The sequence below is a fragment of the Streptomyces sp. LaPpAH-108 genome, assembly GCF_000373625.1.
Lineage (GTDB): Bacteria > Actinomycetota > Actinomycetes > Streptomycetales > Streptomycetaceae > Streptomyces.
In genome coordinates this window covers 379,404-391,739 of the sequence record NZ_KB891998.1, presented here as the reverse complement: position 1 = coordinate 391,739, position 12,336 = coordinate 379,404, and the positions used below count along the sequence as shown (strand labels likewise).

Below are 12,336 nucleotides of genomic sequence, written 5' to 3'. Positions count from 1 at the left end.
TTGCGAGTGCAAAACAGAGGCCCCGTCAGGTGAGTCCTGGCGGGGCTTCTGGGGTGGTTGACGGCAGTAGTTGACGGCAACGTCAGCGGACGGCGGCTCCCACGAGGGGTGGTTCCTCGCTGTTGTCGGGACCGCGGGTGATCTCCGCAGGGTTGCGGAGGGCGTGGCCGAGGAGGTCTATGGCGTCGCGTTGGAGGCGGAGTCGGACGTGGGCGTAGACGGTGGCGGTGACGCCGATGTGGGCGTGACCCAACAGCTCCTGATAACGACGAGTTCCACTCCTTGCTCCAGGAGGAGGGTGGCCGCCGAGTGGCGGAGGTCGTGGAACCGGACGCGGCGGAGTCTGGCCTGGCGGAGCAGGATGTTGAAGTGCCGGGTGAGGGTGGACCCTTCGATCGGGGCGCCGTCGAGGCGGGTGAAGACGTAGCCGCTGTCCTTCCAGCCCGTCCCCGCCGCCTCGCGTTCCTTGCGCTGTCGGTCGCGGTGCTGTTCGAGGGAGCGCTGGCACGGCGTCGGCAGGGCGATGCGCCGTTCGGAGCTCTTGGTCTTGGTCGGGAGGGCGGTCAGGCTACCGGAGTTGGTGCGCTGGAGGGTGCGTCGGATGCTGGCGGTTCCGCCGGCCAGGTCGAGGTCTTCCCAGCGCAGGCTGAGGAGTTCGCCCTTGCGGAGGCCAGTGTGCAGAGCGAGTTCGAACAGCGGCTGCAACCGGTGACCGTTGGCGGCGGCCAGGAACTCGCGGGCTTCGTCGGCAGTGAGGGGTTCGAAGCGGCGGGGCGGGGTGTGCCGGTGCGGACGTTGCGGGCGACGTTGCGCGGGATCTCCTCCTCACGCACGGCGTGCTCCAGGGCGGACTTGAGGACTGAGTGCACGTAGGCCAGGGTCAGGGGCGAGAGCTGCTTGGAACAGCACTTTCCGGCGGCACAGCAGAGGGGCTCATCGCGAGCGGTGTCGAGGCTGTGGGTGCAGCACTGGCAGGTGGTGCGGAGCTGGTTGAGCCAGGTACGGACGTCCTTGGCGGTGAGCTTGGCAAGCTTCCTTTTGCCCAGTCCGGGGATGAGGTAAAGCCGGGTGACGGCGGTATAGCGGGTGTGCGTGTTCTCACGGAGCTGATGGACGGCGACAGCGTCGAGCCAGTACGTCAGGTACGCGGCCAGGCTTCCCTGCGCGGACGGGATGGGGAGGCCGCGGTTGCTGGCGGCGATCTTCTCGGTGAGCTTGGCCACGGCTTCCTTGCGGGTGGTGCCGTAGACGCGGACGCGGCGGTGGGTGTTGCCGGGGGCGAGGACGTATCCGGCGGCCTCCCAGCGGCTGTCCTTGCGCTCGTAGACGGTCCCTTCGCCGTTGGCGCGGACGCGGCGGGAGGGGGGTGTCGCGGGGTGTGGTCATCAGGCGACGTCCTGTTCGAGGCGGGTGCGGATGAAGTCGGTGAGGGCGCGGGTGGGGATGCGGCGGGCGCGGCCGAGGGTGATCGAGGCGAGTTGGCCGGTGCGGAGCAGGTCGTAGACGGCGGAGCGGTCGAGCTGGAGTCGGACCATCACCTGGGGCACCGTGAGCAGATCCAGGACAGGGGTCGCCTCCGTGCGGAGGACGGTTGGCGGGGGCGAGATCATCAGCAGCCCCCTTCGGCCGCGAACTGCCGTTCCAGTTCCCTGCGGTGCCATACGCCTGCCGCGAGGAGCGCGGCGCCGGAGCTGTAGCCCGAGCCGAGGTAGTCCCAGCGGCCGACGACGAGCGTGGTCGTCGGGTCGAGATGGGGCAGGGCGGCATGGGCGCGGGCCTGTTCGTACCGCCAGGTGCGGCGGGCGTCGCGCAGCGCGCCCAAGGTGGTGGAGTAGCTGCGGGACTTGGTGGAGAAGTGGCCCCGGAAGCCGAGCATGTGCGCCCACTTCCGGAGCTTGAGGCCGGTGAATTCTGGCAGACTGCCCAGGTCCCAGCAGGTGCGGATCATCTGCCGGACGTGGCCGGGCGACGGCGAGCCGGGGCAGGGGACGGGCCTGTCCGGTGCCGTCGCAGGCGGTGCAGGGGAGCGGGGTTCCGTGGGGCAGGAGGGTGGCGCCGTGTCCCTGGCAGGGGCGGCAGAACAGGGCGCGGTCGAGGGTGCCGGAGGCGTCGGCGGATTTGGTGGCGTACTTCGCCACGTAGGCGGCTACAGCCTGGTCGGTGAACTCGGCGTCAGTGCCGAAGGCTGTGATCGCGCGTACGTCGAACTGTTCGCCCCAGGCGAGTTCGCGTTCCCCGACCGCATCCGACTCGACCGTGACGCGGACCCGTGCAGCGGCGGCGCGTACGGCGTCGGCGAGCACAGCGTTGGTGGCGTACGGCGGCGGGGACTGGCTGGTGCCGTCCGGGCCATCGAGTCGGATGACGGCGTGGAAGTGGACCAGACCGCGCTGCTGGTACTCGGCGACCTTGGCGAAGGAGACCCGCAGGACTGCGCGGGCGGCTTTCTGGGTCATGCCGAGTCGGGCGGCGATCTCGCGGCGCAGGTACGTGGTGAAGCGGGCCCACAGGGCGGAGGCGTGGGCATTAAACAGGACTGCGCCCGCGTAGTCGTACGTCGCCGGATTCAGCGGCGCCTGGGGTGACGATCAGTCAGTGCCTACCGGTCACTGTGTCCACGATCAGTGACCCAGGCCGGGGGTGCCCAGTGAGCCAGCCCAGGAGCGATGCCGACCGCATGCGTCGCAGAGAGTTGTACGACGCCGCGTCGGGTGGGGGAGGTCCCCGCTTACTGCCGTGGACCAGCCCGGAGGGGAAGCCCTGCTACCTGAGCACCGATGGCCGGGGCTACCTCTCCGCCCTCGCCGACAGCATCGAGACGGTACAGCTCAGCATGGGCCAGGAGGTGTTGGAGTACGCCCGCGCCGCCATGGCGCCCGGTGCGAAAACCCTGTCGGCGACCGAATACCGCTGGCTGGCCTGCCGGTTGACAGAAGCCCTGGCGGACGTGCTCAGGGTCGCGGACTCGCGCGGACAGCGCATCCCTGATCAAGAAGAGGCGACCGAGGATGCCTGACTCTCCGAACGCCAGTGCACCAGTACGCAATGCCTCTCGGGGGCGCTACCGCTTCCGCGAGTGCCACGTGACCACCGTCCCCGACCCTCTGGCGCTGCCGACCGTCGAGGCGGTCTGCGTCACCGGCGAAGAGCGCAACTGCGGTGCCACGTCAGGCACGCTGTACACCCCGGACGAGCTGACCCGCTGGATCGCCTAGCACTGCGCCCAGAGCGGCCACGAACTGTACGAACAGACCGTCCGCGCCCTCGTCCGTGCGCAGCCCGGCGCGTGGCAGTAGATTTCCGATGCACCGACACCAGGCAGCGGCAGCGCAATCGTGTGCCCCCGAGGCGTTGACGGCAGTAGCGACGGCAACACCCACGGATTTCCCCGTACAAGCACGGACATCAGTGGAACCTGACCTGCAAAGAAGCAGGTAGAGCGGGGTCGCATAGCGCACGTACTATGTGCTGGCGGGCGAGACTCCGGTTCTCGTTCACAACAGCAACTGCGGCTCATCCCTGAAGGATTTGCAGAAGGACTACCCCCGGCGCACTGTGGGGATTCTTGATGTCGGGGGTGATCAACTGCCGATGATCAGTGGTCCAGGCGGTCAGTCTGGACTTCTCAAGAACCTCCCAGGTCGCACGAAGGCCAACGGGGAGCACGTGGAGACTCACGCAGCAGCGTTCTTGCGTATGAACCCGGGTGTCAGAAAGGCCGTGCTCTACATCGACTACCCGACGGGGGCCTGCGGAACATGCAGAAGTACATTGCCTGACATGCTGCCCGAAGGTGCTCAGCTGTGGGTGATCTCACCGCGTAGGACTGAAAAATTCACGGGACTTCCTGACTGAGTTAGGAAAGGAATCGGCGGCCGATTCGTGTTTCACTGCCTACCAGGGCAGTGGCTCATCGGTTGTGTATTCCTGAGCATCGGAGTATGAGCGCCACTTGACTCCTGGCATATTCTCCGCCCAAGAGAGATCACCTGGCGCTCTTGCTGCCAGGGTGATGTCATGACCTTCGTCGGCATCGTCGCTCGGGTGGACGAGAGCCAGCCAGCTCTCGCCGAGAAGGATGCGCGAATCGTTGGCCGGCCAGTTCCACGCAGGGAAGGGGAGCTCATGGCTTCCTTCCCGAGACCAGAGCCAATCTGCCGGGACTCCTTGCGCGACTTTCGTCGCAGGAGCCCCCAGGATTGCCTCCAGGATTGTGGCGTGAATCAAGAAATCTGAGAGCTGCTCGCCCGTCTGTCGCCACGGGGTCGGTTCATCGGACGGCTCTCGCTCATACACGGAGCGATCTTCACTTTTCGGGTCGAATGCCCAAACCCGAATTCCTTGGTTCTCAACCCAGAACGGAATCATTCCGTCTTCTGCTACGAGTTCCGTGAGGGGGATGGCGTAGTTGTGTGAAGTGATCTCCCCGCCCCACTGGGCAGAGATTTCATGCCACTCGACAAGCTCCCTGGGTGCATCAGGCGATTCCCCCAGTCTCACATTGGGTGATTTCGGGGCGCCGTACCACCTCCGCAGAAATCGCAGCAGGTCCGGTCTGTCCGTGAGGGCGAGAGAGTTCATGTGAGACATTATGCGCTACGTGCCGGGCGTCGACGGGGACTGATCGGCAAATCGCTAAAGCAAAACGGGAGCCCCATTGGTGGGGCTCCCGTGGGTCGTGACGGCAGTAGTCGACGGCAACGTCAGAGAACGAGGGCTCCGTACAGTGGCGGGTCGTTGCCGTCGTCGCGGGTCGGATCGTGGCCAGCAGGACCGTCGAGCGCGGTGCTGAGGGTGTTGGCGGCGTCCCGCTGGAGGCGGAGTCGGACGTGGGCGTAGACGGTGGCGGTGACGCCGATGTGGGCGTGGCCGAGGAGTTCCTTGATCATGGCGAGTTCGACTCCCTGTTCCAGGAGTAGGTCGCGATTGAGTGCCTGAGGTCGTGGAAGCGGATGCGGCGGAGGTCGGCATCGCGGAGGAGCGTGGTGAGGTCGGCTGCGCTGGTGCGTTGAGAGGTGTGGTCTTGGCGCTCTGGGGTGGGGTGCCGCCGCGACTGCCTCCGCTCTTCGGCGGTTGGTCGGTGTTCGTGCGGTTCGGGGGCTGCGGGGATCGGCCGGGGGTGGGTCGTGCCGAACGAGGGGGTTCGGTCTCTCGTGGTGGAACGGGGCTTTGGTGCCGATGGGTTGGATGCTGACCGGTATCGCGGGGCCCTGCTGGTGAGCTGGGGGTTCGGCTGTGCGGGGTCGGACGGGGCTGCCGGAGCCTGATCCTCATTGGGGGCTACGTCGGCCGCTCCACCGTGATGCGTTCCTGCACCCTTGCGGGGGCGCCCTCGCAAGGGCCGCCTGCGGCATGTACGAGTCGCTGGGCCTCGCCGAACGCGCCACCCCTCAGCTCGCCTTCGATCCCGTGGGCGGGTCAAGTTCGGGCCCCGTGTGGTGATTTCGGGGGACGCTTGGGGTCTGAGTGTGGGGAGTTACGCGTGTTGTGGGTGATTTGGGAGTGGCTGGAGTTTTATGGTCGGGTCCAGGTGGGGTGGTGATGGTTCCTCAGTGTGCGTGGGTGTCTGGTGCGTGATGGAACTTTTTACCGACGCGTAACTTCACAGTTGCACTACTCGTCCGTAACTTGACGAGTGAACCAGCATCCCGTGATCCGGATCACAGGGTTAAGCCGTGCACCCCCCTTGAGCCGCAAGGAGATCACACGATGCTGCCCTGGAAGCGAGCGTTCAGACCGCTCGCCGCGCTGCTCCTGGCCGCCGCGCTCGCCACCGTCCCCGCCGCCACCGCCCACGCCGCGACCGCGCCCAGCTCCGGCTGGAACGACTACTCCTGCAAGCCCTCCGCCGCCCACCCGCGCCCCGTCGTCCTCGTCCACGGCACCCTCGGCAACTCCGTCGACAACTGGCTCGGCCTCGCGCCGTACCTGAAGACCCGCGGGTACTGCGTCTACTCCCTCGACTACGGCCAGCTCCCCGGCGTCCCCCTCTTCTACGGCCTCGGCCCCATCGACAAGTCGGCCGAGCAGCTGTCCGCCTTCGTCGACAAGGTGCTCGCCGCCACCGGCGCGGGCAAGGCCGACCTCGTCGGGCACTCCCAGGGCGGCATGATGCCGCGCTACTACCTGAAGTTCCTCGGCGGAGCCCCCAAGGTGAACGCCCTCGTCGGCATCGCCCCCAGCAACCACGGGACCAACCTCGGCGGTCTGACCAACCTGCTGCCGTACTTCCCCGGCGCCGAGAACCTGATCAAGGCCACCACCCCGGGCCTCGCCGACCAGATCAGCGGCTCGGCCTTCCTGACCAAGCTCAACGCGGGCGGCGACACCGTCCCCGGCGTGCACTACACGGTCATCGCCACCCAGTACGACGAGGTCGTCACGCCCTGGCGCAGCCAGTACCTGACCGGCTCCGACGTCCGCAACGTCCTGCTCCAGGACCTCTGCCCGCTCGACCTGTCCGAACACGTCGCGATCGGCCTGATCGACCGCATCGCCTTCCACGAGGTCGCCAACGCCCTCGACCCGGCGCACGCCACCGCCACCACCTGCGCGTCGGTCTTCAGCTGACCGCCGCCGGGTCCTGTCCGACCTGAGCCGCCGGACAGGACCCGGCACGTACCGCGCGCGCCGCCGCTCAGCGCCCGCCCCGCTCCCGGCCCGTCGAGCGCTGCCGCACCGAGAGGAACAGCGCCGCCGAACCGAGGGCCAGCACCCCGGCCCCGACGACCGCCCCGTACGAGGTGTGCGGGGCGGCTCCCGTGTCGGCGAGATACGGCGATGTCACCGTGGTGACAGGGGAGTTGGTGGTGGGGGATGGGGTCGTGGCTCGGTCGGGGGCCTTGCGCTCGTGCCGCTCGCGTCGCCCGGCCGTCGGGGTGACCGCTTCCGCCGCGACCCGTATCTCCTTGGACGCGACGGGAGTTGGCGCCGGGAGAGTGGGAACCGGGGCCGCCTGGTGGGGCGTCGGCGCCGGGGACGGCGGGGGAGTCGTACCGCCGAAGTCCACGTCCGCGCAGGAGCGGAACACCTGCGAGCCGTCCGCGCGGTGCCACACCGCGTACAGCACCTGGCGGCCGGTGCGTTCGGGGAGCGTGCCCGTGACCGTGTAGACGCCGTCCGAGGGTGTCGCGTCCGCAGTCCACGCGACCGGGTGCGCCAGATCCAGCGCGGACCAGGTCAGGGGCCGGGCCGGGTCGTAGCCGGACGTCGTCACGTACACCTTGAGGCGCCCCTGGTGGTGCGTGGTCACCCGGTACGTGAAGGTGTACGGCCCGCTGTGCACCCGGGGTGTCGGCCAGTCGGTGCCGACCAGGTCGAGTCCCCCAAACTCCCCGTTCCGCGTGCCGCACAGGTCGGCGCCCCAGGAACCGGAACCGGACGTCGAGCCGCGCCCCGAGTCGTGACCCGAGCCGTGTGCCGACGCGGGGGCGGCGGCGAGGGTGAGCGGGGTGAGTCCGAGCACGGCCACGGCCGCGGCCACGCGCAGCCGGGACATCCCCGGCCCGGGGTGAGCCGAGGGCGTGGGGAAGGGCATCGGGACTCCTCGCGGCATCGCGTCGTCCGGCTGCCGGACGGCCCGGCTTCCGTGGGGGGTGTGATCCGAAACTAGCCGTGTACGCGGGCGAGTTGGCCGCGTGTGGGCGGTCGGGGCCGATCTTTATGGTCGCCTTAAGGACGTGCTCAGGCTGGGCTCAGGTAGCGGGGCCCCGGGCCGGTCCGGGGGCGTTGTCAGTGGGGGGTGCCATGCTGCGGGCATGAGTGACGTGGGTGGGCCGGTGGACTGGGACGTGAGGGCTGCCTCCTTCGACGAGGAGCCCGATCACGGGCTGCGCGCGCCCGAGGTGCGGGCCGCCTGGGACGCGCGGTTGCGGGAGTGGCTGCCCATACGCCCCGCCGACGTGCTCGACCTCGGCTGCGGCACCGGGAGTCTCGCGCTGCTCGCAGCCGAGCAGGGGCACCGGGTGACGGCGGTCGACTCCTCTCCCGCCATGGTCGAGCTGGCCCGCGCCAAGCTCGCCGGACGCGACGCGGCCGTGCTGCGAGGGGATGCCGCCGAGCCGCCGGTAGGGGAGGGGAGTACGGACGTGGTGCTCGTCCGGCATGTGCTGTGGGCGCTGCCCGAGCCGGAGAAGGTGCTGCGCCGCTGGCGTGAACTGCTGCGGCCCGGTGGGCGGTTCGTGCTGGTCGAGGGGGTGTGGGGGACGGTCTCCCCGACCGGGATACCCGCCGACCGGCTCGCCGCGTCGCTGGAGCCGGTCGTACGGGACGTGCGGGTGGAGCCGCTGTCCGGCGATCCGCTGCTGTGGGGGAAGGCCGTGGACGACGAGCGGTACGCGGTGGTGGGGAGGGTGTGAGCCGCCCTGGCCGGAGATGACCCGCCCAGCCCCGGCCTCGCCCACGGCTCAGGACCTCGGCTCAGGCCAGGAGGGCGCCGAAGCCGTCCGTCCGGGCCAGCGCCTCCAGCGCGGCCAAGGCCGACACGGCCGCAGCCGCCGCCTCCGGGTCCGACTCCGCCAGGCCGCTCGCGGCGAACTCGCCCTCGTCCAGGCGCCGTACGTCCGTGCCGTCGGCCGACCGCCAGAGGTCCAGATCCAGGTCCTCGACGGTCAGTTCGGCGCCGGAGCGGACCGCCGGGCGGGTGATGTCGCAGTACCAGCCCTTCAGCGTGCCGTCCCCGGCGCGGACCTCCTTCACCGCGTACCACCGGTCGCGCCAGTAGTACTCGGTGAACACGTCCCCCGGCTCGAAGCGCACGAAGCCGAAGTCGCGGACGCCCTCGCCCGCCCAGGGGGCGCGGACGGTCAGCCGGGTGCCGTCGTCGGAGAGGAGCACCGCCGGGTAACGGACCTTCGTACGGGCCGCCTTGGTCAGGACGACCTCCAACACGCCCGCGCTGTCAGACGAGTTCGCGGACATACTGCACCTCCGTCGCGCACTTGTGGTAGCCGAGCCACTTGTTGATGGCGAGCATCGGCCCGTTGGTCGCGTCGTTGCCGGTGAACGCCTCGGTGACACCGGCCGCGCGGGCCCGGTGCAGGGAGTGCGTCTTGGCCAGCTTGGCGAGCCCGCGGCCCCGGTGGGAGCGCGCGGTGCCGGTCATGGCGGTGAGGTAGCGGCCGGCGCCGTCGGTGCGGGCCGCGGTGAACGCGACCGGGCGTCCGTCGGCCACGCAGACCATGGTCAACTCGCGGTCCAGCAGCGGATGTTCCCACGTCTCCTCCCGCCACGCCGCGTAGTCCGAGAGAGACACCGTCACCGCGCTCGGCTCGTCCGACGAGGTCTCCGCGTCCAGCTCGAACAGCGGCCGGGGATCGGCCGCGAAGTCGGCGGCCGTGCGCAGCTCCACGCCGGGCGGGGTCGCGGGCGGCGCGGGGAGGTCGTCGGCGGTCAGGTCGCGGCGCAGGAAGTGGGCGGTGTGGCCCTCGGCGTAGCCGCGCCGCTCGGCGAAGGCGCGGTTGCCGGGGGTGTCGAGAACCCAGGAATAGGCCCTGGTCGCGCCGACGGACGCAAGATGCGCCTCCCCGGTCTCCAGGAGCAGCGTGCCCGCGCCGCGCCCGGTCCGGCCGGGATGGACGTACACGTTCACATATCCCTGGCCCGGCTCGGTGCCCTCGTGCGCGACGCTCACCTGGGCCGTGCCGATCACCTCGCCGTCCTCCTCGGCGACGAGCGCGCGGTAGTGGGCGGCCGGGTGGATGCGGGCGACCACGTGGCGGACGGATTCCGGGGTGAACAGGACGTACGGCAGGGCGAGCCGTCGGACGTGGACGAAGCCCTCCGGGTCGGCGGGGACGTCCGGACGCAGATCACGTACGAGAACGGTCATGGGCAGGCACGCTACGAGCACGCGGGGCGACGGCGCCTCCCAATTTTCGGCGTGCGGGCGGGACGCGTTCCGCACCCGCCGCACCCCGCCGCGCGTGCGGGACAATCGGGGGGTGAGCCTGAAGATCCACATCGATGACGGCGCGCCGCCCTACGAGCAGGTGCGCGCGCAGATTTCCGAGCAGGCACGGGCGGGGGTGCTCCCGGTGGGGTACCGGCTGCCGACCGTGCGGGGCCTGGCCGAGTCCCTGGGGCTCGCGGTGAACACCGTCGCCAAGGCCTACCGCGCGCTGGAGGCCGACGGGGTGATCGAGACCCGCGGGCGCAACGGCACGTACGTCGCCGCCGCGGGTTCCGCCGCGAGCAAGGAGGCCGCGTCGGCCGCCCAGGCGTACGCGGAGCGCGCGCACCGGCTCGGTCTCCCGGAGGACGAGGCCCTGGCCGCCGTACGGGACGCCCTGCGCGCGGCCTACGGCGAGCGGGGCTGAGACCACGGCGGGGGCGGCGTCCGCTAGCGCCGTGCCGTCGGCTCCGGCGTCCGGGTCACCGGCAGGCCCGCCGTGCGGGCCAGGGCGCCGAACTCCGCGGCGTCCTTCACCGCCGCGCCCCTCGGGTCGTTGTTGAAGTACGCGTACACGTCGTCCGTGTCGTCCCACGTCGAGGCGATGCGCTGCACCCAGCTCTCCAGCGCGGTGTGCCCGTAGCGCGGCCAGGGACGGGCGCGGCCCCGGTGGAAGCGGACGTACCCCCAGTCGGTGGTGCGCCACAGCGGGGTGACCGGGCGGGACAGCACGTCCGCCCAGCACAGCGCCGCGCCCCGGGCCTCCAGGACGCCCTTCGTCTCGGGCGTCCACCAGGACTCGTGGCGCGGCTCGACCGCGACCCGCGTGCCCTTGGGGAAACAGGCCAGACACGCGTCCAGCAGCGGCGGGTCGGCGCGCAGGGTCGGCGGCAGCTGGAGCAGGACGGGGCCCAGCCGGTCGCCCAGGCCCTCGGCGTGGCTCATCAGCCGGTGCACCGGTTCCTCGGGGTCGCGCAGCCGCTTGATGTGGGTCAGATAGCGGCTGGCCTTGACCGCGACCACGAAGCCCTCCGGCACCCGCTCCCGCCAGGACGCGAAGTTCTCGCGGGAGGGCAGCCGGTAGAAGGCGTTGTTCAGCTCCACCGTCGCGAACAGCTTGGTGTACTCCTCCAGCCACAGCCGCGCCGGGCAGCCCGTCGGGTACACCACGCCCCGCCAGCTCTTGTACTGCCACCCCGACGTGCCGACGAACAGGGTCATATGTCCATGAAAGCACCGAAACGCGGAGCGTACCGGCGGGGCCCCGGCATGGGCCGTCACCGAGGGCGCCGCTACAGATACAGCCCCGCGTCCGCCCCCTCCCGCGCCCCCGGCACCGACGTCGGCCCCGTGCCCCGGCGCAGCGCGTACAGCTCGGCCAGGGTCGCGCCCTCCCGGCCGACCGCGCTGTCGTGCTCCGGGCCCTCGGCGCCCAGCCAGTCCATCGCCTCCGGGCGGGTCAGCGGGCCGACCTCGATGCGGGCCAGACAGCGCCCTGGCCGGACCACGGCGGGGTGCAGCCGCTCCAGGTCCTCGTTGGTGGTGACGCCCACCAGGACGTTGCGCCCCTGGCCGAGCAGGCCGTCGGTCAGATTCAGCAGCCGGGACAGCGCCTGGCCCGCCGTGTGCCGGGCCTCGCCCCGGATCAGCTCGTCACAGTCCTCGAGCAGGAGCAGCCGCCAGCGGCCCTTGCCCGTGCCGTCCTCCTCGCCGATCGCGATGTCCATCAGATAGCCCACGTCGGAGAAGAGCCGCTCCGGGTCGAGCACGCAGTCCACCTGGCACCAGTCCCGCCAGGAGCGGGCCAGGGTGCGCAGCGCCGAGGTCTTGCCGGTGCCCGGCGGGCCGTGCAGCAGGAGCAGCCGCCCGGCGATGTCCTCCGGGGTCGTCTTCATCAGGCGGTCCATCGCGGAGGCCACCGGCGCGGTGTAGTTGGACCGCACCTCCTCCCAGGTGCCCGCCGAGATCTGGCGGGTGGTGCGGTGCGGGCCGCGCCTCGGGGAGACGTACCAGAAGCCCATGGTGACGTTCTCCGGCTGCGGCTCGGGCTCGTCGGCCGCGCCGTCGGTGGCCTGGCCGAGGATCTGTTGGGCCAGGTCCGCGGTGGTCGCGGTCACGGTCACGTCCGCGCCCCGGTTCCAGCGCGAGACCAGCAGGGTCCAGCCGTCGCCCTCCGCGAGGGTCGCGCTGCGGTCCTCGTCACGGGCGACCCGCAGCACGCGGGCGCCCTCGGGCAGCAGGGTCGCGCCGGAGCGCACCCGCTCGATGTTGGCCGCGTGGGAGTACGGCTGCTCGCCCGTCGCGAAACGGCCGAGGAACAGCGCGTCGACGACGTCGGAGGGCGAGTCGGAGTCGTCGACATTGAGCCGGATCGGCAGGGCGTCGTGTGGGTTGGCGGACATGCCGCCATGATCTGTCACGGATGCCCTCCGCGCACGGCATTTCCG

Annotated in this window: 14 protein-coding genes and 2 pseudogenes; 6 read left to right on the top strand and 10 right to left on the bottom strand. The window is 70.5% G+C overall.

Features of this window, described 5'->3' with window-relative positions:
* Positions 1-82: 82 nt before the first annotated feature.
* The 3 genes and pseudogenes from B079_RS34385 to B079_RS36135 form a co-directional block, all read right to left on the bottom strand.
* Positions 83-1,386, bottom strand: a pseudogene (locus B079_RS34385) (tyrosine-type recombinase/integrase).
* Positions 1,386-1,610, bottom strand: a complete 225-nt coding sequence (locus B079_RS36140) for a helix-turn-helix domain-containing protein (RefSeq protein WP_018549261.1) — start codon at positions 1,608-1,610, stop codon at positions 1,386-1,388. Before B079_RS36140 ends, B079_RS34385 begins: the two are co-directional and overlap by 1 nt.
* Positions 1,610-2,573, bottom strand: a pseudogene (locus tag B079_RS36135) (replication initiator); the annotation flags it as partial. The pseudogene B079_RS36135 and the gene B079_RS36140, both read right to left, overlap by 1 nt.
* A 104-nt stretch (positions 2,574-2,677) precedes the next feature.
* Here B079_RS36135 and B079_RS0128485 point away from each other — a divergent pair.
* The 3 genes from B079_RS0128485 to B079_RS34375 all read left to right on the top strand — a co-directional run bounded on the left by B079_RS0128485 (position 2,678) and on the right by B079_RS34375 (position 3,855).
* Positions 2,678-3,016 (top strand): hypothetical protein, encoded by a 339-nt coding sequence (locus B079_RS0128485; RefSeq protein WP_018549259.1) that lies wholly within the window; start codon positions 2,678-2,680, stop codon positions 3,014-3,016.
* A 67-nt stretch (positions 3,017-3,083) separates the two neighbouring features.
* On the top strand, positions 3,084-3,215 hold the full coding sequence (locus B079_RS36385; RefSeq protein ID WP_018549258.1) for a hypothetical protein: 132 nt from the start codon (positions 3,084-3,086) through the stop codon (positions 3,213-3,215).
* 376 nt (positions 3,216-3,591) lie between these two features.
* A complete protein-coding gene (locus tag B079_RS34375; RefSeq protein WP_234016890.1) occupies positions 3,592-3,855 on the top strand; it encodes a DddA-like double-stranded DNA deaminase toxin in 264 nt (87 codons plus the stop codon).
* Positions 3,856-3,894: 39 nt separating this feature from the next.
* Here the strand turns inward: B079_RS34375 and B079_RS35340 are convergent, their stop codons facing one another.
* Both B079_RS35340 and B079_RS0128475 read right to left on the bottom strand, forming a co-directional pair.
* Positions 3,895-4,581: a hypothetical protein gene (locus tag B079_RS35340; protein WP_158685058.1), complete on the bottom strand. Its 687-nt coding sequence runs from the start codon at positions 4,579-4,581 to the stop codon at positions 3,895-3,897.
* Between the two features lie 122 nt (positions 4,582-4,703).
* Positions 4,704-4,889, bottom strand: coding sequence for a hypothetical protein (locus B079_RS0128475; protein WP_018549257.1), 186 nt, complete (start codon positions 4,887-4,889; stop codon positions 4,704-4,706).
* Between the two features lie 820 nt (positions 4,890-5,709).
* Here B079_RS0128475 and B079_RS0128470 point away from each other — a divergent pair.
* On the top strand, positions 5,710-6,570 hold the full coding sequence (locus B079_RS0128470) for an esterase/lipase family protein (protein WP_018549256.1): 861 nt from the start codon (positions 5,710-5,712) through the stop codon (positions 6,568-6,570).
* A gap of 67 nt (positions 6,571-6,637) precedes the next feature.
* Here the strand turns inward: B079_RS0128470 and B079_RS0128465 are convergent, their stop codons facing one another.
* Positions 6,638-7,537, bottom strand: coding sequence for a lytic polysaccharide monooxygenase (locus B079_RS0128465; RefSeq protein WP_018549255.1), 900 nt, complete (start codon positions 7,535-7,537; stop codon positions 6,638-6,640).
* 220 nt (positions 7,538-7,757) lie between these two features.
* Here B079_RS0128465 and B079_RS0128460 point away from each other — a divergent pair, with 220 nt between their 5' ends.
* Entirely contained in the window at positions 7,758-8,357 is a 600-nt protein-coding gene (locus B079_RS0128460) for a class I SAM-dependent methyltransferase (protein ID WP_026249170.1), read from the top strand.
* 61 nt (positions 8,358-8,418) lie between these two features.
* Here the strand turns inward: B079_RS0128460 and B079_RS0128455 are convergent, their stop codons facing one another.
* Positions 8,419-8,919 carry a DUF402 domain-containing protein gene (locus B079_RS0128455; RefSeq protein ID WP_018549253.1) on the bottom strand — a complete coding sequence of 167 codons (501 nt, stop codon included), beginning with the start codon at positions 8,917-8,919 and terminating at the stop codon, positions 8,419-8,421.
* Positions 8,900-9,829, bottom strand: a complete 930-nt coding sequence (locus B079_RS0128450) for a GNAT family N-acetyltransferase (RefSeq protein WP_018549252.1) — start codon at positions 9,827-9,829, stop codon at positions 8,900-8,902. The genes B079_RS0128455 and B079_RS0128450 overlap by 20 nt, the downstream gene beginning before the upstream one ends.
* 112 nt (positions 9,830-9,941) lie before the next feature.
* On the opposite strand from B079_RS0128450, the gene B079_RS0128445 reads away from it, so the two are divergent.
* On the top strand, positions 9,942-10,316 hold the full coding sequence (locus tag B079_RS0128445; RefSeq protein ID WP_018549251.1) for a GntR family transcriptional regulator: 375 nt from the start codon (positions 9,942-9,944) through the stop codon (positions 10,314-10,316).
* A 23-nt stretch (positions 10,317-10,339) separates the two neighbouring features.
* Here B079_RS0128445 and B079_RS0128440 read toward each other — a convergent pair whose 3' ends face one another.
* Complete coding sequence (locus B079_RS0128440; RefSeq protein WP_018549250.1) at positions 10,340-11,110, bottom strand: DUF72 domain-containing protein; 771 nt, start codon at positions 11,108-11,110, stop codon at positions 10,340-10,342.
* 71 nt (positions 11,111-11,181) lie between these two features.
* A complete protein-coding gene (locus B079_RS0128435; RefSeq protein ID WP_018549249.1) occupies positions 11,182-12,291 on the bottom strand; it encodes a DUF5925 domain-containing protein in 1,110 nt (369 codons plus the stop codon).
* Between the last annotated feature and the right edge of the window lie 45 nt (positions 12,292-12,336).